The organism is Paracoccus marcusii, assembly GCF_006151785.1.
GTDB lineage: Bacteria > Pseudomonadota > Alphaproteobacteria > Rhodobacterales > Rhodobacteraceae > Paracoccus > Paracoccus marcusii.
Genome location: NZ_VDDD01000045.1, coordinates 1 through 25173, shown reverse-complemented (window position 1 = coordinate 25173; position 25173 = coordinate 1). Strand labels below are relative to the sequence as shown.

Below are 25173 nucleotides of genomic sequence, written 5' to 3'. Positions count from 1 at the left end.
TCCGGGCGGGGCTGACGCAGGGCGCGGCCATCGCGGCGCGCCTGCCCGGTGATGCGCCGCCCGTGCTGCGCGATGCGGCGGGCGATCTGGTCGGGCATGAGACGCTGGTTGACCTGCTGGACGATGCGCTGGTGGCCGAGCCGCCGCTGCTGGCGCGGGACGGCGGCTTCGTGGCCGAGGGGCATGACGCCGATCTGGACCAGACCCGGCGGCTGCGCGACGAGGGGCGCGGCGTCATCGCCGGGATGCAGGCCGATTACGCGGCACTGGCCGGGGTCGGCAGCCTGAAGATCAAGCACAACAACGTCCTGGGCTATTTCATCGAGACGACGACCACCCATGCCGAACGCATGATGGCCGCGCCGCTGAACCAGACCTTCATCCACCGCCAGACCACCGCGAACCAGATCCGCTTCACCACGGTGGAACTGTCCGAACTGGAGACCCGCATCCTGAACGCCCGCGACCGCGCGCTGGAGATCGAGCGGGGCATCTTCGACCGCCTGCGGACGGCGATCCTGGATCAGGCGGCGCGCATCGGGCAGGCAGCGCGCGCGCTGGCCGAGATCGACCTTGCCTGCGCCTTTGCCGATCTTGCCTCGGGCGAGGGCTGGGTCCGGCCGCGCGTCGATGACAGCCGCGCCTTCGTCATCGAAGGGGGCCGCCATCCGGTCGTGGAACGCGCGCTGCGCCGCAAGGCGGAAAGCTTCGTCGCCAATGATTGCGACCTGACCACCGGGGCCACGCCCGCGATCTGGCTGCTGACCGGGCCGAACATGGCGGGCAAGTCGACCTTCCTGCGCCAGAACGCGCTGATCGCGGTGCTGGCGCAGGCCGGGGCCTTTGTTCCGGCGCGGGCGGCGCATATCGGGCTGGTCAGCCAGCTGTTCAGCCGCGTGGGCGCCGCCGACGACCTGGCGCGGGGGCGCTCGACCTTCATGGTCGAGATGGTGGAAACCGCCGCGATCCTGAACCAGGCCGATGACCGCGCGCTGGTGATCCTGGACGAGATCGGGCGCGGCACCTCGACCTGGGACGGGCTGTCGATTGCCTGGGCGGTGATGGAGCATCTGCATGCCGCCAACCGCTGCCGGGCGCTGTTCGCGACGCATTACCATGAGATGACGGCGCTGTCGGCCAAGCTGGAGGGCGTCGAGAACGCCACCGTCACCGTGCGCGAATGGCAGGGCGAGGTGATCTTCCTGCACGAGGTCAGGAAGGGCGCGGCCGACCGCAGCTATGGCGTCCAGGTCGCACGGCTGGCGGGCCTGCCCGCGTCGGTCGTGGAGCGCGCCCGCACCGTCCTGACCGCGCTGGAAAGCGGAGAGCGTCAGTCGGCGCGCCCCGTGGCGCTGATCGACGACCTGCCGCTGTTCCGCGCCGTGCCGCCGCCCGCGCCCAAGGCCCGCCCGTTGGACGACCGGCTGAAGGCGGTCCATCCCGACGCCCTGTCCCCGCGCGAGGCGCTGGACCTGATCTATGAACTGAAAGCCCTGTCCGAGGAGACGCGCCCATGAGCTACAACACCTTCGGCCGCGAGTTCCGCTTTACCACCTGGGGCGAAAGCCACGGCCCCGCCCTGGGCGCGACGGTGGACGGCGTGCCGCCCGGCGTGCCCCTGACCGAAGAATACATCCAGCGCTTCATGGACCGCCGCCGCCCCGGCACCTCCAAGCACACCACGCAGCGGCGCGAGCCCGACCAGGTGCGCATCCTGTCCGGCGTCTTTGAGGGCGTCACCACCGGCACCGCGATCCAGCTGATGATCGAGAACACCGATCAGCGGTCCAAGGATTACGGCGACATCGCGACCAGTTTCCGCCCCGGTCATGCCGACATCACCTATCATCTGAAATACGGGGTGCGCGACTATCGCGGCGGGGGCCGGTCTTCGGCGCGCGAGACGGCGGCGCGGGTTGCGGCGGGAGCGGTGGCGCAGGCGGTGCTGGGCGCGTTGGTGCCCGATCTGCGGATCACCGGCTACATGGTGCAGATGGGGGCGATGCATCTGGACCGCGCGCGGCTGGACCTGGGCGCGGTGAACGACAATCCGTTCTTCCTGCCCGATGCGGGCGCGGTTCAGGCCTGGTCCGATTACCTGGACGGCATCCGCAAGGATCAGAACAGCGTCGGCGCGGCCATCGAGGTCTGCGTTCAGGGCTGTCCCGCCGGCCTCGGCGCGCCAGTCTATGCGAAGCTGGACACCGATCTGGCCGCCGCGATGATGTCGATCAATGCCGTGAAGGCCGTGGAGATCGGCGAGGGCATGGCCTCGGCCGCGCTGACCGGGGTGGCGAACGCGGACGAGATCCGCATGGGGCCGGACGGGCCGGAGTTCCTGTCGAACCATGCAGGCGGGATTCTAGGAGGCATTTCAACGGGTCAGGACATCGTCGTGCGTTTCGCGATCAAGCCGACCAGCTCGATCACCACGCCCCGCCGATCGATCAATGCGCGCGGAGAGGAGATCGACGTGATCACCAAGGGCCGCCACGACCCCTGCGTGGGCATCCGTGCCGTGCCGGTGGCAGAGGCGATGGCGGCCTGCGTGATCCTGGATCACCTGCTGATGGACCGGGCGCAGACCGGCGGGGTGCGTGGTCAGATCGGCTGATCGGCCAGAAACGCGTCTACTTCCGTGCGGGTGGGGATGGCATCGCCCGCCCCCGCCCGCGTGACCTTGACCGCCGCCGCGGCCGAGGCCAACCTTAGGGCGGCAGGAATATCCGCCCCGCTGTCCAGCGCCGCCGCGAAATAGCCCGCGAAGGTGTCGCCCGCGCCGGTCGTGTCCACAGGCGTCACGCGGAACGAGGGCTGCTCATGCACCTGCGCGGTGGTCAGGTCGCGATATTCGGCTCCGTCCGCGCCGCGGGTGATCAGCAGGCCCTGCACGGGCAGGTCGCCGGGAACACCCGCGAACAGCTGCTCCGCCTCTCCGGCGTTCATCGCCAGGATCGACACATGGGGTAGGATCGCGCGCACCGCGTCCAGATCGAAGGGGGCGGCGGAATAGATCACGCGCGCGCCCTGCGCCTGCGCCGCGCGGGCGGCGGCGACCTGGCCGTTCGTCTCGTTCTGGATCAGCAGCGTATCAGTGGGGGTCAGGGCGGAGAGGGCCTGCGTCAGGGCATTCTCGTCGATGGCACGGTTCGCGCCGGGGTGGATGACGATGGCGTTTTCCGCATCGGCATCCAGCAGGATGATCGCGTGGCCCGTCGCCTGATCCGCAAGCCGGGCGACATGGCCCATGTCCACGCCTGCCTGCGCCAGCCGGTCCCGCACCCAGTCATCGCCCGTGCCCATCGCGCCCAGGTGATGCGTGACCGCGCCCGCGCGCGCCGCGGCGACCGACTGGTTCGCGCCCTTGCCGCCCAGACCCTGCGCATAGCCGCGCGAGGCCAACGTCTCTCCGGGCTTGGGCAGGCTCTCCAGCCGATAGACATGGTCGATGTTGATCGAGCCCAGGTTCCAGATTGCCATGCACGCCTCCGCCGTTTGGCGGCCATGTGACCGGGCGGGCCGGGCCTTGTCCAGATGTGAAAAGACGCGCCCGTTGCGGAGCGCGTCCTGTCATGTCGACCTGTCGTGCAGGATCAGGCGGGCAGCTTGCCCTTGTGGGGCGCCCACAGCCGCTTGTTCACGACATAGAGCAGCGCGCTGAGCAGCACCAGGAACAGCACCGCGACCAGGCCCACGGACTTGCGGTCCATCATCTTGGGCTCGGCGGTCCACATCAGGAAGGCTGCGATGTCCATCGCCATCTGGTCGACGGTCGCCTCGGTGCCGTCCTCGTAGGTGACCTGACCGTCGGACAGCGGAGCCGCCATGCTGATCCAGCCGCCCGGGAAGGCGGTGTTTCCGTGCAGCAGCGTGCCGGCCTGTTCCTGGTCCTCGCCGGTATAGCTGGTCAGCAGGGCGTGGATGTATTCCGGACCGCCCATGCCGTTGACCAGCTGGCTGAGACCGGTGCCGAAGGGGCCGTGAAAGCCCGCGCGGGCCTTGGCCATCAGCGACAGGTCCGGGCCCATGCCGTCACCCGAGGTTGCCGGGAAGTGATCGGTGATGGTGCGCGGACGCTCCTCTCCGATCGCGTCGTCGAAGACCGGCAGCAGTTCGGCCGCATAGGCGCGGACCTGATCCTCGGGCAGGCCAGGGCCGCCTTCATCCGCCAGAGTGCGGATGGCGACGTATTTCAGGCCGTGGCAGGCCGAGCAGACCTCGGTATAGACCTGCAACCCGCGCTGCAGCTGGAACTGGTCGTATGCGCCGAACGGACCCTCGTGCGGGAAGGCGACATCCTCGATGTGCCCGCCTTCGCCTGCGGCCATCGCCGGTCCGGACAGGCCAAGGGCCGTGACGGCGGCGATCGCTAGTGCTTTCAGCATGATCCTTGGTCCTCTCATTCGGCCGGCTGCGTCAGGCTGGTTCCACCAACCTTGGGCGCGTAGTGTTCGTTGAAGTCTTCCTCGATCGTGGCGGGCATGGGCTCCGGCTTCTCGATCACGCCCAGCAGCGGCAGGATCACCAGGAAGTAGCCGAACCAGTAGGCCGCGGCAGCCAGCGCGATGTAGGGATAGGGCCCCTCGGTGGGCATGGCACCGACCCAGGTCAGGACGACGAAGTCGACCGCCAGCAGCCAGAACCACCACTTGAACTGCGGACGATAGCGGCCCGAGCGCACGCGGCTGGTGTCCAGCCAGGGCGCCAGGCCCATCACCACGATGGCGCCGAACATCGCCAGCACGCCGAAGAACTTGGCGTCGACGATGCCGAAGGTCACGAACTGGACCAGCTGGACCAGCCACACCTCGGCGTCGAAGGCGCGCAGGATCGCGTAGAAGGGCAGGAAGTACCATTCGGGCACGATATGCGCGGGCGTGGCCAGCGCATTGGCCTCGATGTAGTTGTCCGGGTGGCCCAGGTAGTTGGGCATGAAGCCCACGATCGCGAAGAACACGGCCAAAATGACGGCCAGCGCGAACAGGTCCTTGATGACGAAGTAGGGCCAGAAGGGCAGGGTGTCCTTGGCGGCCTCCTCCTTGCTGGTGCGACGCACCTCGATGCCGGTCGGGTTGTTGTTGCCCGTGGTGTGGAAGGCCCACACGTGGACGATGACCAGGCCCGCGATGATGAAGGGCAGCAGGTAGTGCAGCGAGAAGAAGCGGTTCAGCGTCGCGTTGCCGACCGCGGGTCCGCCCAGCAGCCAGGTCTGCAGCGTTTCACCCACGCCCGGAATGGCGCCGAACAGGCCGGTGATCACGGTCGCGCCCCAGAAAGACATCTGACCCCAGGGCAGCACGTAGCCCATGAAGGCGGTGGCCATCATCAGCAGGTAGATCAGCATGCCGATGATCCAGGTGACCTCGCGCGGGGCCTTGTAGCTGCCGTAGTAGAGGCCGCGGAAGATGTGCAGGTACACGGCCACGAAGAACAGCGACGCGCCGTTCATGTGGATGTAGCGCAGCATGTAGCCGCCGTTGACGTTGCGCATGATGTGCTCGACGCTGGCGAAGGCCATGTCGACATGCGGGGTATAGTGCATCACCAGGACGATGCCCGTGACGATCTGCAGCACCAGGCAGAAGACCAGCACGATCCCCCAGATCCACATCCAGTTCAGGTTCTTGGGCGTGGGGATCATCAGCGTGTCGTAAAGCACGCCGGCGACGGGCAGGCGGCGGTGAAGCCAGCGTTCGAAGCCCGACTTGGGCTCGTAATGGTCGTGCGGAATTCCGGCCATGATAACCCTCCTTAACCCAGCTGAATGGTGGTGTCGTTCACGAACGACGCCAGCGGAATATGCATGTTCTGCGGCGCGGGCCCGCGACGGATGCGGCCTGCGGTGTCGTAATGGCTGCCGTGGCAGGGGCAGAACCAGCCGCCGAAATCGCCCGCGCCGTCACCGATGGGCACGCAGCCCAGATGGGTGCAGACGCCGATCTGGACCAGCCATTCGCCGGTCTCGTCCAGCGCGCGGTTCGCGTCGGTGGCGGGCGATCCGTCGGCCAGGTTGGGGTTCTGGGCGTTCTGGTCGGGCAGCTCGCTCAGCTCGACCGCACGTCCGGCCTCGATCTCCTCGGGGGTCCGGCGGCGGATGAACACGGGCTTGCCCAGGAACAGCACGGTGATCTGCGACCCGGCGGCGACGCCGCTGACATCGACCTGGATCGAGGCCAGCGCCTGCACGTCGGCCGAGGGGTTCATCTGATTCACAAGGGTCCAGGCGGCGGCACCGGCGGCCACCGTGCCTGCGCCCGCCGTGGCATAATAGAGGAAATCCCTCCGGGTGCCTACGTGGTCATCTGCGTGGGACACGGGTCATACTCCAATTCGGGCCGTCAATGCAGGCCGATACGACATTCCGGGCCGCGTCCGAAACGCAGCCTTCGCGGGGCGGTTCTAGCCCTCAATTCCTCGTCAGTCCAGATGATAAGCCGTCGCGGCCCGTTGCAATTCGACGCATCGGGCACAAATGCTGCACCCCCCGCGGGGATCAGAGCAGGCCCTCGGACCGGAACGACAGCTCGCGCGACTTGCCGATGATCAGGTGGTCGTGGATGGTGATTCCCATGCTTTCTGCGGCCTGCCCGATGCGCACCGTCATGGCGATGTCGCTGTCCGAGGGCGTCGGATCGCCCGAGGGGTGGTTATGCACCAGGATCAGCGCCGAGGCGTTCAGCTCCAATGCGCGGCGGATGATCTCGCGGGGATAGACGGGGACGTGGTCCACCGTGCCGCGCGACTGCTCCTCGTCCGCGATCAGGACGTTCTTTCGGTCCAGGTACAGCACGCGGAACTGCTCGATCTCGCGATGCGCCATCGCGGTGTGGCAATAGTCCAGCAGCGACTGCCAGCTGGACAGGACCGGGCGGTGCATGATGCGGGCGCGGGCCATTCGCTGCGCCGCGGCCTCGACGATCTTCAGTTCGGTGACGACCGCGGGGCCAACACCGTCGACCGCCTGCAGGCGGGCGGGCGGCGCGGTGACCACGCGGTTGAAATCGCCGAAGGTCTCGATCAGGCGGCGGGCCAGCGGTTTGACGTCCTGGCGCGGGATGGCGCGGAACAGCACCAGCTCCAAAAGCTCGTAATCGGGCATCGCGGTCGCGCCGCCCTGCAGGAACCGTTCGCGCAGCCTTGCCCGGTGATCGGCCAGATAGGAGGGTGCGGCCTTGGTGGCCGGCACCACGTCATCCGCGGCGGGGCTGAACAGGGGCAGGGGCATTTCGCCAAAGGAACGATTCGGGTCCATGTGCGGAACATGAACCCGAATCGGTAAAGGAACGGTTAACCCTTAACGGGTCATCCCTTCCCAGAACCCTTTCACCTTGTCGAAGAAGCTGTCCGATTGCGGGCTGTTGTCGGCCTTCTCGGCCTCGAACTCTCGCAGCAGCTCCCGCTGGCGGGGCGTCAGGTTGACCGGCGTCTCGACGGTCAGCTCGATCAGCATGTCGCCGAAATCGCCCTGCGCCCCGGGGCCGTGGCGCAGGGGCGGCATGCCCTTGCCGCGCAGGCGCATCTGCCGGCCCGTCTGGCTGCCGGCGGCGACCTTGACGCGGGCGCGCCCGCCGTCGATGGTCGGCACCTCGACTTCGCCGCCCAAGGCGGCGGTGGCCATGCTGACCGGCACCTGGCAGGCCAGCGTCTTGCCGTCGCGCAGGAAGATGGCGTGGTCCTGGACCTCGATGAAGATGTACAGATCCCCGGCCGGACCGCCACGCAGCCCTGCCTCGCCCTCTCCGGCCAGCCGGATTCGGGTGCCGGTCTCGACACCGGCGGGAATGTTCACCGACAGCGCGCGGTCGCGTTCCATCCGGCCCGCACCGTGGCAGGCCTTGCACGGGTTCTTGACGATCTGGCCGGCGCCGCCGCAGGTCGGGCAGGTGCGTTCGACGGTGAAGAAGCCCTGCTGGGCGCGGACCTTGCCCATGCCTGCGCAGGTCGGACAGGCGGCAGGCTGGGACGCGCCCTCGGCCCCGGTCCCGTCGCATTCGCCGCAGGCGACCGAGCCGCGCACGGTGATCGGCTTTTGCACGCCGACATAGGCGTCCTCAAGGCTGACGCGCAGGTTGTAGCGCAGGTCCTGCCCGCGCTGCGCCCGGGCACGCCCGCCACCGCCGCCGCCGCGACGGCCCATCATGTCGCCGAACAGATCCTCGAACACGTCGGCGAACGCCGCGCCGAAATCGCCCGGATGCTGGCCGCGGCCACCGCCACCGCCGCCCATGCCACCCTCGAAGGCGGCATGGCCGAAGCGGTCATAGGCGGCCTTCTTGGTGTCGTCCTTCAGGCAGTCATAGGCCTCGTTCGCTTCCTTGAAGCGGGCCTCGGCTGTCGCATCGTCCTGGTTGCGGTCGGGATGCAGCTCTTTGGCCTTGGTGCGGTAGGCCTTCTTGATCTCGTCGGTCGAGGCCCCGCGCGTGACCCCGAGCACTTCGTAGTAACAACGCTTGCTCATGTGTCGTCCTGTTCAGCTGTCCCCATGAAACAGGCCGGCCCGCGGGAAAGGCGGGCCGGCCCGGTCAGGGGATGCGGCCCCGATCAGCCGCGCTTCTTGTCGTCGCCCAGATCTTCGAAATCGGCGTCCACGATGTCGTCGTCGACATCACGCGGGGCGTCGCGGTCCGACGGATCGGAGTCCTCGGCGCTCTGCTGGTTCTTGTAGATTGCCTCGCCCAGGCGCATGGACGCGTCCATGACGTTCTGGATGCCCGACCGGATCTTGCCCGGGTCCTCGGACTTCAGCGATTCCTCCAGCGCGCCGATGGCCAGCTCGATGGCCTCGACGGTCGAGGCGTCGACCTTGTCGCCATGCTCGGACAGCGACTTGTTGGTCGAGTGGATCAGGCTTTCGGCTTGGTTCTTGGCCTCGACCAGCTCGCGGCGGGTCTTGTCGGATTCGGCGTTCGCCTCGGCATCCTTGACCATCCGCTCGATGTCCTCGTCGGACAGACCGCCCGAAGCCGCGATGGTGATGGTCTGCTCTTTCCCGGTGCCCTTGTCCTTGGCGGCCACCGACACGATGCCGTTGGCGTCGATGTCGAAGGTCACCTCGATCTGCGGCATGCCGCGCGGCGCGGGCGGGATGTGCTCCAGGTTGAACTGGCCCAGCATCTTGTTGTCCGCGGCCATCTCGCGCTCACCCTGGAACACGCGAATCGTCACGGCGCCCTGGTTGTCCTCGGCGGTCGAGAAGATCTGGCTCTTCTTGGTCGGGATGGTCGTGTTGCGGTCGATCAGGCGGGTGAACACGCCACCCAGCGTCTCGATGCCCAGCGACAGCGGCGTCACGTCCAGCAGCACGACGTCCTTGACGTCACCCTGCAGCACGCCGGCCTGAATGGCGGCGCCAAGGGCCACGACCTCGTCGGGGTTCACGCCTTTGTGGGGCTCCTTGCCGAAGAACTCGGTGACCTCGGCCACGACCTTGGGCATGCGGGTCATGCCGCCGACCAGGACGACCTCGTCGATGTCTCCCTTGGAGCAGCCGGCATCCTTCAGCGCGTCCTGGACGGGCTTCATGGTGCGCTTGATCAGGTCCGCGACCAGGCTTTCCAGCTTGGAGCGGGTCAGCTTGACGACCAGGTGCAGCGGGGTGCCGCTGTTCTTGTCCATCGAGATGAACGGCTGGTTGATCTCGGTCTGGCTGGAGGAAGACAGCTCGATCTTGGCCTTTTCCGCGGCTTCCTTCAGGCGCTGCAGGGCCATCTTGTCCTTGGACAGATCGACGCCGTGTTCCTTTTTGAACTCGTCGGCCAGATAGTTCACGATCCGCATGTCGAAGTCTTCGCCACCCAGGAAGGTGTCGCCGTTCGTGGACTTCACCTCGAACAGGCCGTCGTCGATCTCCAGGATGGTGATGTCGAAGGTACCGCCGCCAAGGTCATAGACCGCGATCGTCTTGGTTTCCTTCTTGTCCAGACCATAAGCCAGCGCGGCCGCGGTCGGCTCGTTGATGATGCGCAGCACTTCCAGTCCGGCGATCTTGCCGGCATCCTTGGTGGCTTGGCGCTGGGCGTCGTTGAAATAGGCCGGAACGGTGATCACGGCCTGGGTCACGGTCTCGCCCAGATAGGATTCGGCGGTCTCCTTCATCTTCTGAAGGATCATCGCGCTGACCTGCGCGGGGGAGTACTTCTCACCCTGCACCTCGACCCAGGCGTCGCCGTTGCCACCATCCGCGATGGTGTAGGGGACCATCTTGCGGTCCTTCTCGACGGCCTCGTCGCCCATGCGGCGCCCGATCAGGCGTTTCACGGCAAAGACGGTGTTGGTCGGGTTGGTCACGGCCTGGCGCTTGGCGGGCTGGCCGACCAGGCGTTCACCATCCTTGAAACCCACGATCGAGGGCGTGGTGCGCGCGCCTTCGCTGTTCTCGATGACCTTCGGCTGGCTGCCGTCCATGATGGCGACGCAGCTGTTGGTGGTGCCGAGGTCGATGCCGATGACTTTTGACATATGTGTTTAACCTTCTCTTGCGGCGATATCTTGGACTGCGGGTCCGTTGCGGCCCCCGAGGCCCGATCCCTTGACGAACGGGCCGGAACCTCCGGACCGCTTCGGGGGTGTATATAGGGATGCAATTCAGCCCCGCAAGCACTGCCGCAGCGCAAAATCGGTGGTTTGGGCCCGCGAAACCGGGGCCATGGCGCTACTGCGCGGCGCTCCAGCTGATGGATTCGTACTTGCGGGTCGTGAAGTTGATCAGCAGCCCCACCATCAGCGCCGCGATCGCGAACCACAGGGGGTAGAACAGCATCGTGCGATGGGGCGAATAGTTGATGAACAGGAAGCCGCGTTCCTGGTCGATCAGGTGGAACAGCGGGTTCCACGCGAACCATGGCAGGATGAAGCTGGGGATCATGTTGGCGACGAAGAACTTGCCCGACGCGAACATGTTCACGCGCTGATAGACCATCGTCAGCACCTTGCAGGCCTGCGGGGACCAGGGGCGGATGCCCAGAAAGATCAGCCCGATCGCGCAGCCGGTGAACCAGGACACCACGAACAGCGACCCGGCACCGACAGGGTCCTCGATCGTGATCGGCTGGAAGACCATGTGGTAGACCGACAGGATCACCAGGCAGCTGATCGTCTGGCGGTACAGCACCGCCAGCGCCGCCCCCGAGATCAGCACCGCCGCGTTCAGGGGTTCGTGCTTGATGATGCCCGACGACACCGAATGGCTGCCCGCGACCGCGCCCACGGCCTGCACGTGCAGCATGAAGATGAAGATCCCCGACATGATGTACAGCAGGAAATCCCCGCGGATCTGCGACCCGCCGATGCCGATCAGCGTGTACATGCCCAGAAACACCACGACGAAGACGACGCTTTGCATCATGGTCATGACCAGGCCCAGCACCGCGTTGCGGTGTTCGGTGCGCAGGTTGTACACCGTCTGGTGATAGATCAGCGCGAAGGTGGTGAAGGCGGCCTGGAACAGGTTCCGGTTCTGGCGCTGCTTGAACAAGGGCGGTGCTCCGTCACTGGCGGCCCGGCGCTTGCCGATGGACCCGCCGCACATCATAAGAGGCGCAGCACCCCCGCACAATCGGGCAGCGGCCGCAGGCCTCTGGCAGGGAAAGGAAAGTGAATGCAATTCGACCGACTGATCACCGAAATGCGGCGCCTGGCCCTGCAGGCCGGCGACCGGATCATGCAGATCTACGAGGCCGACGATTTCGACGTCCGCGCCAAGTCCGATGATTCGCCCGTCACCGCCGCGGACGAGGCCGCCGATGCGCTGATCTCGGCCGGGCTGCGCGAGGCGTTCCCGGACACGCCCCTGGTGACCGAGGAGCAGGCCGACACCCACGGCCAGAGCCTGCGCACCTTCCTGATCGTGGACCCGCTGGACGGGACCAAGGAGTTCGTCCAGCGCCGCGGCGATTTCACCGTCAACATCGCCTATGTCCAGCACGGCGTGCCGGTGCGCGGCATCGTCTACGCCCCCGCCAAGGGGCGGCTGTTCTACACCACCGCCGACGGGCGGTCCGTCGAGGAGACGGGCCCCTTCGGGGACGCGCCCGGAGAGACCCGCCCGATCGGCGTGAACCCGATGCCCGACAACCGCGGCCTGATGGTCGTCGCCTCCAAGTCGCATCGCGACGCGGCGACCGACGCCTATATCGACCGCTACGGCCTGCGCGACATGACCAGCGCAGGCAGTTCGCTGAAGTTCTGCCTGGTCGCCACGGGCGAGGCTGACCTGTATCCGCGCCTGGGCCGGACGATGGAATGGGACACCGCCGCGGGCGACGCCGTCCTGCGCGGCGCCGGCGGAGAGGTCGTGCGGTTCGACGACCACAGCCCCCTGGCCTATGGCAAGCCGGGGTTCGAGAACCCGTTCTTCATCGCCTATGCGCCGGGCGTCCTGCTGGTGAAGGAGTGACCATGTCGGTCGTCATCGTCATTCCCGCCCGTTTCGCCTCGACCCGCTATCCGGGCAAGCCGCTGGTCGAACTGCGCGGCGCGGGGGGGCAGGCGCGCAGCCTGATCCGACGCAGCTGGGACGCGGCCGTCGGCGTGCGCGGGATCGACCGCGTTATCGTGGCCACCGACGACGACCGCATCCGCGACCACGCCCTGGCCTTCGGCGCGGAGGTGGCGATGACCAGCCCCGACTGCCGCAACGGCACCGAGCGCTGCGCCGAGGCGGTGGCGACCCTGGGCCTGACCCCCGAGATCGTGGTGAACCTGCAGGGCGACGCGCCGCTGACGCCTGCCTGGTTCGTTGAGGATCTGGTCGCCGGCCTGCGCGCCGATCCCGACGCGCAGGTGGCGACGCCTGTCCTGCGCTGCACCGGGGCGATGCGGGCCGACCTCATCGCCGACCGCCATGCGGGGCGCGTGGGCGGGACGACGGCGGTTTTCGGCCATGAGGGCCGTGCGCTGTACTTTTCCAAGGAGGTCATCCCCTTTGTTCCGGGTGACGTGGCCCCCGACGCGCCAAGCCCGGTCTTTCATCACGTGGGCGTCTATGCCTATCGCCCGGCGGCGCTGGCCGAATACGCCACCTGGCCCGAAGGCGCACTGGAACGGTTGGAGGGACTGGAACAGCTGCGTTTTCTGGAACGCGGCCGCCATGTGCGCTGCGTCGAGGTCGAGGCACGCGGTCGGCAATTCTGGGAACTAAACAACCCTCAGGATGTTCCGCGTCTGGAGCAGATGATGCAGGACATGGCGATGATGTGATCGCCTGCCCCGCAGCGTTTGATCTTTGTGAATTTGCAGCGAATTCTCGACATTTGCTTGGCGACAAGCTGCCGAGAGCCTAACCTGCCCATTGAAGTCAATGTCGCTGCTGCACTAGGCATCGACGCCATTGCGGCGGGGACTGGTCCCGCCGAGCCATACAAAAGGTATCCGTCATGGGTCGCAAGGTTACAAAAGCCATCTTTCCGGTCGCCGGACTGGGAACACGATTCCTACCCACCACCAAGAGCATCCCCAAGGAAATGCTGTCGCTGGTCGACAAGCCGCTGATTCAATACGCCATCGACGAGGCGCGCGCGGCAGGCATCAAGGAATTCATCTTCGTGACCTCGCGCGGCAAGGGCTCGCTTGAGGACTATTTCGACCACGCGCACGAGCTGGAATCCAGCCTGAAGAAGGCCGGCAAGACCGAGCTGCTGGAGATTCTGCGTGCGACGAACATGGATTCGGGCGCCATCGCCTATATCCGCCAGCACAAGGCCCTGGGCCTGGGCCATGCGGTCTGGTGCGCCCGTCGCCTGCTGTCGGATGACGAGCCCTTTGCGGTCGTGCTGACCGACGACGTCATCCAAGGCGAGCCCCCCTGCCTGCAGCAGATGATAGAGGCTTATGGCGAGACCGGCGGCAGCATGGTCGCCACGATGGAGGTCGCGCCCGAAAAGGCCAAGGCCTATGGCGTTCTGGACGTGGCCGAGGACATGGGCGCGATCGTGCGCGCCAAGGGCATGGTCGAAAAGCCCGCCACCGGCACGCAGCCGTCGAACCTGGCGGTGATCGGCCGCTATATCCTGGCGCCGACGGTCATGAAGAACCTCAACAAGCTGAAGCAGGGCGCCGGTGGCGAGATCCAGCTGACCGACGCCATCGCCGAGGAGATCCAGGCGGGCCGCGACGTGTTCGGCCTGCGCTTCCGCGGCCAGCGTTTCGATTGCGGTTCCAAGGCAGGCTTCCTGCAGGCGACCGTGGCCTTTGGCCTGGAGCGCGACGAGCTGAAGGACGAGTTCGCCGAGTACCTGCACGAGGTGATGTCCATGCGCCGGGCGGCCGAATAATTCATGTCGGATACGGTTCTGGTGACGGGCGGCGCGGGCTATATCGGCTCGCACGCCTGCAAGGCACTGGCGGCGGCGGGGTTCACCCCCGTCACGCTGGACAATTTCTCCACCGGCTGGCGCGATGCGGTCAAGTTCGGTCCGGTGGTCGAGGCCGACCTAATGGACCGTGCCGCCCTTGACGCGGCCTTCGCCGAACACCGGCCCGTGGCGGTGCTGCATTTCGCGGCCCTGTCCCAGGTCGGAGAGGCGATGGCCGAACCGGGCCTCTACTGGCGCAACAACGTCGCGGGGTCGTTGAACCTGATCGAGGCCGCGGTGGCCGCGGGCTGTCTGGATTTCGTCTTCAGCTCGACCTGCGCGACCTATGGTGACCGCGACGGCGAGATCCTGGACGAGGACACCCCGCAGGCGCCGCTCAATGCCTATGGCGCCTCCAAGCGCGCGATCGAGGACATGCTGACGGATTTCGGCGCGGCCCACGGCCTGCGCTCTGTGATCTTCCGGTATTTCAACGTCGCGGGCGCCGATCCCGACGGGCAGGTCGGTGAATTCCACCGCCCGGAAACGCATCTGATCCCGCTGATCCTGGATGCGGTCGATGGCAAGCGCGCGGCGCTGACCATCCACGGCACTGACTATCCCACCGCCGACGGCACCTGCATCCGCGACTATGTCCATGTGATGGACCTGGTCGACGCGCATGTGAAGGGTCTGGAATGGCTGCGGGCGGGACGCGAAAGCCGGGTCTTCTGCCTGGGAACCGGCGACGGATTCTCGGTCCGCGAGGTGGTGGACGCGACGCGCTCGATCACCAACCGCGAAGTTCCGATGCTGGACGGCCCGCGCAGGGGCGGCGACGCGGTCAAGCTGGTCTGCGGCAGCACGCGTGCCAAGGCCGAACTGGGCTGGTCGCCCGACCGATCGACCATGCCCCAGATGATCGCGGATGCCTGGCGCTGGCATCAGACGGGCGATTACAGGCAGTGACACCGCGCGCGGCGTGGCAGGCCTATCGCCTGCGCTGGAAACGCCGCGAACTGATCTGGCGCGCCCTTAGGGCGCGCCATCTGCTGCAGCCGGTCGCCGACCGTACCGCCGCCATCCGCTCCGCCGACATCTTGGCCGTGACCACCCTGCGTAACGAGATCGCGCACCTGCCGGGGTTTCTGGACCATTATCGCCGCTTGGGCGTCGCGCATTTCCTGATCGTCGACAATGCCGGCACGGACGGGTCGGACCGGTTTCTGGCAGCCCAGCCCGACGTGTCGCTGTGGCGCTGCGACGCCAGCTATCGCAAGGCGCGGTTCGGGCTGGATTGGGCCGGCGCGCTGCTGTGGCGGTTCGGGCGGGGGCATTGGTGCGCGACCGTCGATGCCGATGAGCTGCTGGTCTATCCCCATCACGATACCCGGCCGCTGCCCGATCTGACGGCCCATCTGGACCGGATCGGGCAGCCGGGGCTGGGGGCGGTGATGCTGGACCTGTATCCGTCGGGACCGCTGGGCACCGCCGATGCGCCGCCGGAGGCGCCGCTGACACGGCGTCTGCCGTGGTTCGACGCGGGGCCGTGGCGGTCCAGCAGGGCGGTGCCGCGCCAAAATCTGTGGTTGCAGGGCGGTGTCCGCGACCGGGTGTTCTTTGCCGATGCCCCGCGACGCGCGCCCACGATGAACAAGCTGCCGCTGATGCGCTGGACCGGGCGGGCCGTCTATGTGAACTCGACCCATTCGATCCTGCCGCCCCGGCTGAACCTGATCTATGACGGGCCGGGCGATGCACGGCTGTCGGGCGCGCTTCTGCACGGCAAGTTCCTGCCCGACATCGTCGCCAAGTCGCATGAGGAACTGGGTCGGCGCCAGCATTTCGCGGACCCCGATGCCTATGCCGCCTATCACCGCGCGGTTGCGGCCGGGCCGCGGCTGCACGGGCCGGAATCCGTGCGATTCACGGGGTGGCGGCAGCTTGTCGACCTTGGCCTGATGGGCACAGGCGACTGGCCGCGTTGACCAAAGCGCTGAATGGGCTTGCCAAAACGGGGTGTCCTGCACATTGCTAGGGCATGACGTCGCGCCGCACATCTTCTGCCGATCGCCGGTCCGCGTGATGCGCATGGGCCGGTTCCCGATCCCCGACCGCCTGCGGCGCAGGGCCGAACGGCAGTACCTGATCGCGCGCGCGTTCAACCGGCGGCGGGCCCTGCGGCCCGTGGTCAACCGCACTGCCCAGATCCGCAAGAACGACATCCTGGCCCTGGTGACGATGCGCAACGAACGGGTGCGGCTGCCATTCTTTCTGAACTATTACCGCAACCTGGGCGTGAATCATTTTCTGTTCGTGAACAACGACAGCGATGACGGCAGCGGCAATTATCTGGCCGAACAGCCCGACGTGTCGCTGTGGTGGACCAATGCCGGCTACAAGCGGTCGCGGTTCGGGATGGACTGGATCAACAGGCTTCTGGCAAAGTACGGCCACGGGCATTGGTGCCTGACCGTCGATCCGGACGAGTTCCTGATCTATCCGCATTGCGATTCGCGCCCGCTGCCCGCCCTGACCGACTGGCTGGAGGCCTCGGGGCGGCGCAGCTTTCCGGCCATGCTGCTGGACATGTACCCCCGCGGCCATATCGAGGACGAACCTTATGCCGAGGGGACGGACCCGTTCACCATCGCCCGATGGTTCGATCCGGCGAACTACACGATCAGCAAGAACCCCTATTACGGCAACCTGTGGATCCAGGGCGGTCCCCGCACGCGCAAGTTCTTCACCGCCGAACCCCTGTCCGGCCCGGCGCTGAACAAGACCCCGCTGGTCAGGTGGGACTGGCGCTATGCCTATGTCAGTTCGACCCACATGCTGCTGCCCCGCCATCTGAACATGGTCTATGACGAGGCCGGCGGAGAGATGGCATCGGGCTGCCTGCTGCACGCCAAGTTCCTGTCCACCTTCGCCGACAAGTCCGCCGAGGAGCTGGACCGTCGCCAGCATTATGCCAACAGCAAGGAATACAAGGCGTATCACGCCGGGCTGCGCGGCGGCACCGACCTGTGGTGCAGCGAATCGCGCGAATACGACGACTGGCGCCAGCTGGAGGATCTGGGGCTGATCTCCCGGGGGAACTGGGCATGACGGGCCCGGTGGAGGTGCGCCGTGTCAGGCTGGGGGTGGTGCTTCTGTGCCATGCGCGCCTGGACGTGGCGGCCCACATGGCGCGGATCTGGGTCCAGGGCGGCGCTCGGGTGGCGATCCATGTCGATGCCAAGGCCTCGGCCCGGTCGGTGGCGCGGATGCAGGTCGAACTGTCCGACCTTCCCGGCATCGTCTGGTCGCGGCGCCATACCTGCGACTGGGGCCGCTTCAGCCTGGTGCGCGCCACCCAGGATGCGGCGCGGCTGCTGCTGGACAGCTTTTCCGACGTCACCCATGTCTATCTGGCATCCGGGGCCTGCCTGCCGCTGCGCCCGGTGCGCGACCTGACGGCGTTCCTGGCGCAGGACCCCGACCGCGACCATATCGAAAGCGTCAGTGCGCTGGACGTCGGCTGGACCGTCGGCGGGCTGAACGAGGAACGCTTTACCCTGTTCTATCCGCTGGACTGGCGCAGGCGGCGCTGGCTGTTCGATCGCCTGACCGAGTGGCAGCGCCGCCTGGGCATCCGCCGCAGGCTGCCCAAGGGGCTGACCCCGCATCTGGGGGCGCAATGGTGGTGCCTGACGGTGATGACGCTGCGCGCGATCCTGGACGATCCGCGCCGGGCCGAGTTCGACCGCTATTTCCGCATGGTCTGGATCCCGGACGAAAGCTATTTCCAGACGCTGGCGCGGCGCCACGCGACCCGCATCGAAAGCCATTCGCTGACCCTGGCCAAGTTCGACCACGACGGCAGGCCCTATCAGCTGTACGACGACCACGCCCTGATGCTGGAGGAGTCGCGCTGCTTCGTGGCGCGCAAGGTCTGGCCCGAAGCCGCGCATCTTCTGGCGCATTTCCCGCGTCCGGCCGGTGCCCGCCCCGATCTGTCCGCGCCCCAGCCCCAACGGATCGAACGTTTGATCAACCGGACGGTGCGCCGCCGCCTGCTGGGGCGGCCCGGCCTCTACATGCAGTCGCGCTTTCCGCGCAAGGATGCCGAGAACGGCAAGACTTCGGCCCCCTATGCGATGTTCCAGGGCTTTTCCGACATCTTTCCCGGCTTCGAGGGGTGGCTGTCCGCGCAGGTCGATGCCGATGTCCACGGCCACCTGCTGGGGCCCGAGACGGTGGAATTCGGCGGCCGCCCGCAGATCGGACCGGGGGCGATCTCGTCCAGTACGTTGATCCGCGACCGCGACCCGCACGGGTTCCTGACCGCGCTGATCCGCATCACCACGCGGATGCAGGTGTTCCAGTTCAGCCCGCGCGACAACCAGGCGCTGAATTGGTTCATCGCCACGGACCCGAACGCCCATATCCATGTGGTCACCGGGGCCTGGATGCTGCCGCTGCTGCGATCGGACATGCCCTTCGACGACATCCGCCGGGTCACGGCCCTGCTGCAGCGGGCCGAGATCGCGCAGATGGACGTGCTGAATTCGGTCTGGGTCAAGGCGCGCGTGCATGTCCATGAACTGTCCGACTTCCTGGCCCGCCCCCAGGAGATGCTGTTCCAGTCGCTGGCCCAGCTGCCGCGCCTGGCGGACGCGCCCACCGACATGCCGCAGATGCGTGACCTGCACGGGCTGCCCGAGTTGCTGCGGCGGCTGCGCAATTCCGGCCTGCGTCCGCGCATGTTCGGCGACGGCCTGCCCATGCCGGACATCCCCCTTCCCGAAAGGACCGCCGCCGAATGACCGTTCCGTTCCGCCGCTTCGTCATCTTCGCCGAGATGCGCACGGGCTCGAACCTGCTGGAGGCGACGCTGAACGCGCTGCGGGGCGTCACCTGCTTTGGCGAGGCGTTCAACCCCTACATGATGGGCTGGCCCGACAAGGACGAATTGCAGGGCGTCACCCGCGCCCAGCGCGAGGCCGACCCGATGGTCCTGCTGGACAGGCTGTTCGACCGGCCCGGCCATCTGCCCGGCTTCCGCTATTTCCACGATCACGATCCGCGGGTCTTCGACGCGATCATGCATGACCCCGAATGCGCCAAGATCGTGCTGACCCGCAACCCGCTGGACAGCTATGTCTCGACCCAGCTTGCGCGCGAGACGAACCAGTGGAAGCTGAACGAGACGGAGACTCCGATCCCCGCCGCGATCACCTATGACGGGCCAGAGTTCCGCGACACCATCGCGGCTGTCGAGCGGTTTCAGCTGCGCGTGATGCACCGGTTGCAGGTGACCGGGCAGACCGCCTTCTGGCTGGGATACGAGGACCTGCGCGACCCCGAGGTGATGACCGGCCTGGTCCACTGGCTGGGCCGCACCGACATCGCAAGGGTCGAACCCGCCAGCGACCAGGTGCCCCAGAACCCTCGCGAACTGGCCGACAAGGTCCGCAATTTCGACGAGATGCAGGCGGACCTGGCGCAGATTGACCCGTTCATGCTGCGCCGCATCCCGAATTTCGAACCGCGTCGCGGCCCCTCCGTGCCCAGCTTTTCCGCGGTCGAGGCGGGGCAGGGGCTGATCTTCATGCCGGTCCGCTGCGGGCCGGGGGATGCGGTGCGCGACTGGATGGCGACACTGGGCGCGGTGTCGGGCGATTTCACCCAGACAAGCCTGCGCCAGTGGAAACGCCAGCATCCCGGCCATCGCAGCTTTGCGGTACTGCGCCACCCGCTGCACCGGGCCTGGACGGCGTTCCGGCAGCTGCTGACCGACAGCCGCCCCGAACTGCGTCAGCTGATGCGCGACGTCCATCGGGTGGCGCTGCCGCCGGACGCGGCATTGGCGGGGATGGATCGTCAGGCGCAGCTGGAGCTGTTCGCACAGTTCCTGGCCTTCCTGAAACGTAACCTGAACGGCCAGACGACACTGCCCACCCATGCCGGTTGGGCCAGCCAGTCCGAGGTGATCGCCGGGTTCAGCCGCGTGGCCAGCCCCGACATGCTGATCCGCGAGGACCGCATCGCCGACGAACTGCCCACGCTGGCCCGCGCGGCAGGGATCGACGACGCGCGCCTGGCGGGGCTGAAGGTTCAGCCGATGCCCGATTTCCTGCGCGACAAGGCCCTGCTGCAGGCCGCGCGTCAGGCGTACCTGCGCGACTACATCGCCTTCGGGTTTTCGGACTAGGGGGCGGGCCTTTCGGCCCGCCTGCCCGTCACGCCTTGAGCAGCGCCGCCAGTTCGGCCTGCTTTTCACGCACCAGCGCCGCGTCGCCATCGGATTCGACGTTCAGGCGGACCACCGGTTCGGTGTTCGACTTGCGCAGGTTGAACCGCCACTTGCCAAAGTTCAGCGACACCCCGTCCAGGTCGTCCCGGCTGTCGGCCTGCGGCTCGTAGGTTTCGATCAGGCGCGCGATGGCCGCATCCGGGTCCGAGATGGTGTAGTTCGTCTCTCCGGACGACGGATACAGGCGCATCCGCTCTTCCAGCATCTCGGCCAGGGTCATGCCCTTGCGCGACAGCAGTTCGATCATCAGCAGCCACGGGATCATGCCGCTGTCACAATAGTAGAAGTCGCGGAAATAGTGATGCGCCGACATCTCTCCGCCATAGATCGCGCTGACATCGCGCATCTTGCGCTTGATGAAGGCATGGCCGGTCTTGGACACCACGGCCTCGCCGCCGGCCTCTTCGATCATGGCGCGGGTATTCATGATCACGCGGGGGTCATGGACGATCTTCTCGCCGGGCGACTTCTCCAGGAATGCCGCGCCCAGCAGGCCCACGATGTATTCCCCGGGAATGAAGCGCCCGTTCTCGTCGAAGAAGAAGCAGCGGTCGAAATCGCCGTCCCAGGCCACGCCCAGGTCGGCCTTTTCTTCCTTCATCCGCGCGACGGTGGGGGGCTGGTTCTCGTCCAGCAGAGGGTTGGGGATGCCGTTGGGAAAGCTGCTGTCGACGTTGTGGTGCATCCGCACGAAGGTCAGCGGCGCGCCCCGACGCTCCAGCTCCTCGGCGATCGCGTCGAAGGTCGGGCCCGCGGTGCCGTTGCCGGCATTCACCACGATCTTCATCGGGCGCAGCGCGGCCACATCGACGAAATCGGCCATGCGCGATGCGTATTCGGCGCGGGCATGGCTGAAATCGGTGACGCTGCCCTTGGTGGTGGGGGCGAATTCGCCGTTGGTGGCCAGATCGACGATGGGCGGCAGTTCGGTCGCCGGGTCCAGCGGCGCCGAGCCGCGACCCACGATCTTCATGCCGTTGTAGTTGATCGGGTTATGCGAGGCCGTGACCTCGATGCCGCCATCGGTGTCCTGATTGCCAGTGTGGAAATACACCTCCTCGGTGCCGGCCAGGCCAAGGTCCAGCACGTCGGCGCCGCCGTCGGTCAGGCCCTCGATCAGCGCCGCGGCCAGTTCGGGCGAGGATTCGCGGCTGTCGCGACCCACGACGACGCGTTTGGCGCCGCGCGCCTGCGCAAAGGCGCGACCGATGCGATAGGCGACGTCCGCATCCAGGTTCTTGCCCAGCTCTCCGCGCACGTCATACGCCTTGAAGCAGGTGATCTCGCGCTTGCCCAGCTGATCGCGATTGTCCATGAAGTCCTCCGGTTCCTGTTTGCATCAGCGCTAACAGGTTCAAACCGTTTTTCAAGGCCGCCGGGGCCGGATTGGTTCCCTCGGACCTTGGGATCAGGTGACGGCGCGCGTTCGGCACGCTAGCCTTGCGCAAAAGCAAGGAGACCCCGATGGATGCCAAGGCCCTGATCGCCGCCTATTACGACGCCTTCAACGCGGGGCGCACCGACGACATGCTGGCGCTGCTGCATGACGACGTCGAGCACCACGTGAACGAGGGCAAGATCCGCCGCGGCCGCGCGCTGTTCGCGGAATTTAACGCCCACATGACCGAAAGCTATCGGGAAAACCTGACCGACATGGTCATCATGGCCAACGAGGCGGGCGACCGCGCGGCGGCGGAATTCGTCGTGAACGGAACCTATCTGAAGACCGATCCCGGCCTGCCCGAGGCCCGCGGCCAGACCTATCGCCTGCCTGCGGGCGCGTTCTTCACCATCCGTGACGGCCGCATCGCGCGGGTGACCACCTATTACAACCTGGCCGACTGGATGGCCCAGGTCGGCGCATGAGCGTCGCGGTCCGCGTCCTGACCGGCGATGCGCTGGCCGAGGCGCTGCCCGACGTGGCGCGCCTGCGGATCGACGTGTTCCGCGACTGGCCGTATCTGTATGACGGCGATGCCGATTACGAACGCGACTATCTGCGCGCCTATCAGTCGCCCGGCGCGGTCGTGGTCGCCGCGATGGACGGGGACCGGATCGTGGGGGCGGCCACGGGCGCGCCGATGTCGGATCACGCCGCCGATTTCGGCGCGGCATTCGCGGATCGTCCCGAACCGCTGTCCGACATCTTCTACTGTGCCGAATCGGTGCTGCTGCGGGCCTATCGCGGGCACGGGCTGGGCCATGCATTCTTCGACGCGCGCGAGGATCACGCCCGCGCCCTGGGCGCACGCTGGTCAGCCTTCTGCAGCGTGATCCGTCCCGCGGATCACCCGATGCGTCCGGCCGAGTACTGGCCGCTGGATGCGTTCTGGCGCAAGCGCGGCTATGCGCCCCTGCCGGGCGTCGTCGCACAGTTCGCCTGGAAGGACCTGGGCCAGGCCACCGAGACCGAAAAGACCCTGCAATTCTGGATGAAACCGCTGTGAAGATCGCCGCCGCCGCCTATCCGATCGACTGGTTCGACAGCTTCGACGCCTATGCCGCCAAGCTGGCACGGTGGGTCTCCGATGCTGATGCCGACCTGCTGGTCTTTCCCGAATACGGCGCGATGGAGCTGGCATCCCTGTCCGGGCGCGCGGTCGCCGGCGATCTGGAGGCCAGCCTGCATGCCGTGGCGGCGCTGGACCCGCAGGTCCGGGCGCTGCATGCGGACCTTGCGGCGCGGCACGGCTGTCACATCCTGGGCGCGTCGGGGCCGGCCTTCGACGGCGCGCGGCCGGTCAACCGTGCGGTGCTGTATGGCCCCGACGGTGTGATCGGCCACCAGGACAAGCAGATCATGACCCGGTTCGAACGCGAGGAATGGCATGTCACCGGCGCGCCCGGCCTGCGGATCTTCGACACGACCTTGGGGCGGATCGGCATCCTCATCTGCTATGACAGCGAATTTCCGTTGCTGGGACGGGTACTGGCGCAGGCCGGGGCGCAGCTCCTGCTGGTGCCCAGCTGCACCGACACGGTCGCGGGGTTCAGCCGGGTGCGCATCGGCGCGATGGCCCGCGCGCTGGAAAGCCAGTGCGTCGTGGTCCAGGCGCCTACCGTCGGCCCCTGCGACTGGATGCCCGCGCTGGACGAGAACCGGGGCCGCGCCGCGATCTATGGCCCGCCCGACGGTTTCTGGCCCGAGACCGGGATCATCGCCGAAGGAGAGATGGACGCACCGGGATGGGTGCGCGCGACCGTCGATCTGTCCCGCGTCGATGTCAGCCGCAGGGACGGCGCGGTCCTGCCCTTCGCGCATTGGCCGGAACAGGAACCCTGTCGCCTGATCTGAGAACAGCCGGAATTTACACTGTATTAACCGGTTTGCGCTTTAACTGACCCCGGATCGCGCCATATCCTGAAGGTCATGCTGCATGTCACCGAAACCATCGCCATCCAGGAATGGGAACTGTCCGAACAGTTCACCCGGTCTCAGGGACCGGGCGGGCAGAACGTGAACAAGGTCGAGACCGCGGTCGAGCTGCGGTTCGAGGCCGCGACATCCCCCAGCCTGACCGACCCGGTCAAGCGGCGGCTGCAGCGGCTGGCCGGGCGGCGCTGGACGCAGGACGGGGCCGTCCTGATCCTGTCCCAGGAAACCCGCAGCCAGGCCCGAAACCGTGAACTGGCCCGCGAACGGCTGGCCGACCTGATCCGCCAGGCCCTGGTCGCGCCCAAGCGCCGCATCGCCACCCGCCCCACCCTGGGCAGCCAGCGCCGCCGGCTGAAGGCCAAGTCGGTGCGCGGAGAGGTCAAGTCCCTGCGCGGCAAGGTGGAGGACGAATGAGCGTCTGGCGCCGGACCCTCGATCTGCTGCTGGGACGGCGGCCGGTGCTGATGCAGGTCGGCGCGATCTGCCGCGACCCGGCCAGCGGCAATGTCCTGCTGATCACCAGCCGCGACACGGGCCGTTGGGTCATTCCCAAGGGCTGGCCGATGGAGGGGCGCACCCTCCCCGGCGCCGCAGCCCAGGAGGCCTGGGAGGAGGCCGGCGTGCGCGGGCGCATCCGCCCGGCCGAACTGGGTCGCTTCCGGTACAGAAAGCAGCAGGACCAGGGCTATGCCGTCCCGGTCGAGATGCGGGTCTATCTGCTGTCCGTGGACAGCGTGTCCGACCGGTTTCCCGAGGACCGGCAGCGCAAGCGTCGCTGGTTCGCCCCGGTCGAGGCCGCCCGCATGGTGGTCGAACCGGGGCTCAAGCAGATCCTGGCCGGTCTGGACCGCCCCGATGCCGCCTGACCCGGCATGACGCACCGCCCCGGCTTTCGCGCGCTGGACAAGGATCTGGGCCGCATCGGCCATGCCGAGGTCGCGCAGATGCATGCCTTCCGCCCCGTCTGGCGGCTGGGGCTGGCGGTGCTGGCGCTGGTGGGCGGGTTGCTGATGGTCATGGCGCTGTCGGGTGCCGCGCCCGGCATGCTGGCCATCGGGGCGGGGCTGGTGGTCGCGGCCTGGCTGGGCGTGGCGATCGGGGCGAACGACGTCGCGAATTCCTTGGGTCCGGCGGTCGGGGCGGGGGCCATCGGACTGCTGCCCGGGCTGGCGCTGGTCGCCGTCGCGGGCGTGGCGGGGGCGGTG

24 protein-coding genes and 1 pseudogene are annotated in these 25173 nt (G+C 67.3%); 16 read left to right on the top strand and 9 right to left on the bottom strand.

Going from position 1 to position 25173, the window contains the following annotated elements:
- Window positions 1-1517: DNA mismatch repair protein MutS (mutS, locus tag FHD68_RS09120; RefSeq protein WP_139085568.1), on the top strand; the 1517-nt coding region annotated here is incomplete at its 5' end.
- Window positions 1514-2614, top strand: coding sequence for a chorismate synthase (aroC, locus tag FHD68_RS09115; RefSeq protein ID WP_127897486.1), 1101 nt, complete (start codon window positions 1514-1516; stop codon window positions 2612-2614). The genes mutS and aroC, both read left to right, overlap by 4 nt.
- On the opposite strand, the gene FHD68_RS09110 is transcribed toward aroC, so the two are convergent.
- From FHD68_RS09110 to FHD68_RS09075, 8 genes are all read right to left on the bottom strand, one after another.
- The gene (locus FHD68_RS09110) at window positions 2602-3480 is read right to left on the bottom strand and encodes a ribokinase (protein WP_127897485.1); all 879 of its coding nucleotides are present in this window, start codon (window positions 3478-3480) and stop codon (window positions 2602-2604) included. The genes aroC and FHD68_RS09110 overlap by 13 nt on opposite strands.
- 113 nt (window positions 3481-3593) lie before the next feature.
- Complete coding sequence (locus FHD68_RS09105; RefSeq protein ID WP_046000445.1) at window positions 3594-4385, bottom strand: cytochrome c1; 792 nt, start codon at window positions 4383-4385, stop codon at window positions 3594-3596.
- 14 nt (window positions 4386-4399) lie between these two features.
- On the bottom strand, window positions 4400-5740 hold the full coding sequence (gene petB, locus FHD68_RS09100; RefSeq protein ID WP_045982685.1) for a cytochrome b: 1341 nt from the start codon (window positions 5738-5740) through the stop codon (window positions 4400-4402).
- An 11-nt stretch (window positions 5741-5751) separates the two neighbouring features.
- Window positions 5752-6315 carry a ubiquinol-cytochrome c reductase iron-sulfur subunit gene (gene petA / locus FHD68_RS09095; protein WP_045982684.1) on the bottom strand — a complete coding sequence of 188 codons (564 nt, stop codon included), beginning with the start codon at window positions 6313-6315 and terminating at the stop codon, window positions 5752-5754.
- A 178-nt stretch (window positions 6316-6493) separates the two neighbouring features.
- The gene (gene radC, locus FHD68_RS09090) at window positions 6494-7252 is read right to left on the bottom strand and encodes a RadC family protein (RefSeq protein ID WP_127897484.1); all 759 of its coding nucleotides are present in this window, start codon (window positions 7250-7252) and stop codon (window positions 6494-6496) included.
- A 42-nt stretch (window positions 7253-7294) separates the two neighbouring features.
- Window positions 7295-8458: a molecular chaperone DnaJ gene (gene dnaJ / locus FHD68_RS09085; RefSeq protein WP_045982682.1), complete on the bottom strand. Its 1164-nt coding sequence runs from the start codon at window positions 8456-8458 to the stop codon at window positions 7295-7297.
- 83 nt (window positions 8459-8541) lie between these two features.
- Window positions 8542-10458, bottom strand: coding sequence for a molecular chaperone DnaK (gene dnaK, locus FHD68_RS09080; RefSeq protein ID WP_045982681.1), 1917 nt, complete (start codon window positions 10456-10458; stop codon window positions 8542-8544).
- A 193-nt stretch (window positions 10459-10651) separates the two neighbouring features.
- Window positions 10652-11473, bottom strand: a complete 822-nt coding sequence (locus tag FHD68_RS09075; protein ID WP_045982680.1) for an ABC transporter permease — start codon at window positions 11471-11473, stop codon at window positions 10652-10654.
- 123 nt (window positions 11474-11596) lie between these two features.
- Here FHD68_RS09075 and cysQ point away from each other — a divergent pair, with 123 nt between their 5' ends.
- The 8 genes from cysQ (at window position 11597) to FHD68_RS09035 (ending at window position 20490) form a co-directional block, all read left to right on the top strand.
- Window positions 11597-12394, top strand: a complete 798-nt coding sequence (gene cysQ, locus FHD68_RS09070) for a 3'(2'),5'-bisphosphate nucleotidase CysQ (protein WP_127897483.1) — start codon at window positions 11597-11599, stop codon at window positions 12392-12394.
- Between the two features lie 2 nt (window positions 12395-12396).
- Complete coding sequence (locus FHD68_RS09065) at window positions 12397-13197, top strand: 3-deoxy-manno-octulosonate cytidylyltransferase (RefSeq protein ID WP_127897482.1); 801 nt, start codon at window positions 12397-12399, stop codon at window positions 13195-13197.
- 176 nt (window positions 13198-13373) lie between these two features.
- Window positions 13374-14270, top strand: a complete 897-nt coding sequence (locus tag FHD68_RS09060) for a UTP--glucose-1-phosphate uridylyltransferase (RefSeq protein WP_045982677.1) — start codon at window positions 13374-13376, stop codon at window positions 14268-14270.
- Window positions 14271-14273: 3 nt separating this feature from the next.
- The gene (gene galE / locus FHD68_RS09055) at window positions 14274-15260 is read left to right on the top strand and encodes a UDP-glucose 4-epimerase GalE (RefSeq protein WP_127897481.1); all 987 of its coding nucleotides are present in this window, start codon (window positions 14274-14276) and stop codon (window positions 15258-15260) included.
- Window positions 15257-16279, top strand: a complete 1023-nt coding sequence (locus FHD68_RS09050; RefSeq protein WP_127897480.1) for a glycosyltransferase family 2 protein — start codon at window positions 15257-15259, stop codon at window positions 16277-16279. The genes galE and FHD68_RS09050 overlap by 4 nt, the downstream gene beginning before the upstream one ends.
- A 97-nt stretch (window positions 16280-16376) precedes the next feature.
- Window positions 16377-17402 (top strand): glycosyltransferase family 2 protein, encoded by a 1026-nt coding sequence (locus FHD68_RS09045; RefSeq protein WP_425277543.1) that lies wholly within the window; start codon window positions 16377-16379, stop codon window positions 17400-17402.
- Window positions 17399-19102: a DUF5927 domain-containing protein gene (locus FHD68_RS09040; RefSeq protein WP_127897478.1), complete on the top strand. Its 1704-nt coding sequence runs from the start codon at window positions 17399-17401 to the stop codon at window positions 19100-19102. Before FHD68_RS09045 ends, FHD68_RS09040 begins: the two co-directional genes overlap by 4 nt.
- Complete coding sequence (locus FHD68_RS09035; RefSeq protein WP_127897477.1) at window positions 19099-20490, top strand: hypothetical protein; 1392 nt, start codon at window positions 19099-19101, stop codon at window positions 20488-20490. Before FHD68_RS09040 ends, FHD68_RS09035 begins: the two co-directional genes overlap by 4 nt.
- A gap of 28 nt (window positions 20491-20518) precedes the next feature.
- On the opposite strand, the gene FHD68_RS09030 is transcribed toward FHD68_RS09035, so the two are convergent.
- Complete coding sequence (locus FHD68_RS09030) at window positions 20519-21907, bottom strand: phosphohexomutase domain-containing protein (protein WP_045982672.1); 1389 nt, start codon at window positions 21905-21907, stop codon at window positions 20519-20521.
- 149 nt (window positions 21908-22056) lie between these two features.
- Here FHD68_RS09030 and FHD68_RS09025 point away from each other — a divergent pair, with 149 nt between their 5' ends.
- The 6 genes and pseudogenes from FHD68_RS09025 to FHD68_RS09000 form a co-directional block, all read left to right on the top strand.
- Window positions 22057-22458, top strand: a complete 402-nt coding sequence (locus FHD68_RS09025) for a ketosteroid isomerase-related protein (RefSeq protein ID WP_045982671.1) — start codon at window positions 22057-22059, stop codon at window positions 22456-22458.
- Window positions 22455-23039 (top strand): GNAT family N-acetyltransferase, encoded by a 585-nt coding sequence (locus tag FHD68_RS09020; RefSeq protein WP_127897476.1) that lies wholly within the window; start codon window positions 22455-22457, stop codon window positions 23037-23039. Before FHD68_RS09025 ends, FHD68_RS09020 begins: the two co-directional genes overlap by 4 nt.
- Entirely contained in the window at window positions 23036-23887 is an 852-nt protein-coding gene (locus tag FHD68_RS09015; RefSeq protein ID WP_127897475.1) for a carbon-nitrogen hydrolase family protein, read from the top strand. The genes FHD68_RS09020 and FHD68_RS09015 overlap by 4 nt, the downstream gene beginning before the upstream one ends.
- 75 nt (window positions 23888-23962) lie before the next feature.
- The gene (gene arfB, locus FHD68_RS09010) at window positions 23963-24382 is read left to right on the top strand and encodes an alternative ribosome rescue aminoacyl-tRNA hydrolase ArfB (RefSeq protein ID WP_127897474.1); all 420 of its coding nucleotides are present in this window, start codon (window positions 23963-23965) and stop codon (window positions 24380-24382) included.
- A complete protein-coding gene (locus FHD68_RS09005; RefSeq protein ID WP_045982667.1) occupies window positions 24379-24834 on the top strand; it encodes an NUDIX hydrolase in 456 nt (151 codons plus the stop codon). Before arfB ends, FHD68_RS09005 begins: the two co-directional genes overlap by 4 nt.
- A 6-nt stretch (window positions 24835-24840) precedes the next feature.
- A pseudogene (locus tag FHD68_RS09000) lies at window positions 24841-25173 on the top strand (inorganic phosphate transporter); the annotation flags it as partial.

Bases quoted from the DNA above. Each gene is read 5' to 3' on its own strand.
- petB (WP_045982685.1), bottom strand. From the start codon at position 5,740: ATGGCCGGAATTCCGCACGACCATTACGAGCCCAAGTCGGGCTTCGAA.
- FHD68_RS09060 (WP_045982677.1), top strand. From the start codon at position 13,374: ATGGGTCGCAAGGTTACAAAAGCCATCTTTCCGGTCGCCGGACTGGGA.
- arfB (WP_127897474.1), top strand. From the start codon at position 23,963: ATGCTGCATGTCACCGAAACCATCGCCATCCAGGAATGGGAACTGTCC.
- FHD68_RS09105 (WP_046000445.1), bottom strand. From the start codon at position 4,385: ATGCTGAAAGCACTAGCGATCGCCGCCGTCACGGCCCTTGGCCTGTCC.
- radC (WP_127897484.1), bottom strand. From the start codon at position 7,252: ATGGACCCGAATCGTTCCTTTGGCGAAATGCCCCTGCCCCTGTTCAGC.
- cysQ (WP_127897483.1), top strand. From the start codon at position 11,597: ATGCAATTCGACCGACTGATCACCGAAATGCGGCGCCTGGCCCTGCAG.
- FHD68_RS09020 (WP_127897476.1), top strand. From the start codon at position 22,455: ATGAGCGTCGCGGTCCGCGTCCTGACCGGCGATGCGCTGGCCGAGGCG.
- dnaJ (WP_045982682.1), bottom strand. From the start codon at position 8,458: ATGAGCAAGCGTTGTTACTACGAAGTGCTCGGGGTCACGCGCGGGGCC.
- galE (WP_127897481.1), top strand. From the start codon at position 14,274: ATGTCGGATACGGTTCTGGTGACGGGCGGCGCGGGCTATATCGGCTCG.
- FHD68_RS09005 (WP_045982667.1), top strand. From the start codon at position 24,379: ATGAGCGTCTGGCGCCGGACCCTCGATCTGCTGCTGGGACGGCGGCCG.
- aroC (WP_127897486.1), top strand. From the start codon at position 1,514: ATGAGCTACAACACCTTCGGCCGCGAGTTCCGCTTTACCACCTGGGGC.
- dnaK (WP_045982681.1), bottom strand. From the start codon at position 10,458: ATGTCAAAAGTCATCGGCATCGACCTCGGCACCACCAACAGCTGCGTC.
- FHD68_RS09025 (WP_045982671.1), top strand. From the start codon at position 22,057: ATGGATGCCAAGGCCCTGATCGCCGCCTATTACGACGCCTTCAACGCG.
- FHD68_RS09040 (WP_127897478.1), top strand. From the start codon at position 17,399: ATGACGGGCCCGGTGGAGGTGCGCCGTGTCAGGCTGGGGGTGGTGCTT.
- FHD68_RS09035 (WP_127897477.1), top strand. From the start codon at position 19,099: ATGACCGTTCCGTTCCGCCGCTTCGTCATCTTCGCCGAGATGCGCACG.
- FHD68_RS09030 (WP_045982672.1), bottom strand. From the start codon at position 21,907: ATGGACAATCGCGATCAGCTGGGCAAGCGCGAGATCACCTGCTTCAAG.
- FHD68_RS09110 (WP_127897485.1), bottom strand. From the start codon at position 3,480: ATGGCAATCTGGAACCTGGGCTCGATCAACATCGACCATGTCTATCGG.
- FHD68_RS09065 (WP_127897482.1), top strand. From the start codon at position 12,397: ATGTCGGTCGTCATCGTCATTCCCGCCCGTTTCGCCTCGACCCGCTAT.
- FHD68_RS09045 (WP_425277543.1), top strand. From the start codon at position 16,377: ATGCGCATGGGCCGGTTCCCGATCCCCGACCGCCTGCGGCGCAGGGCC.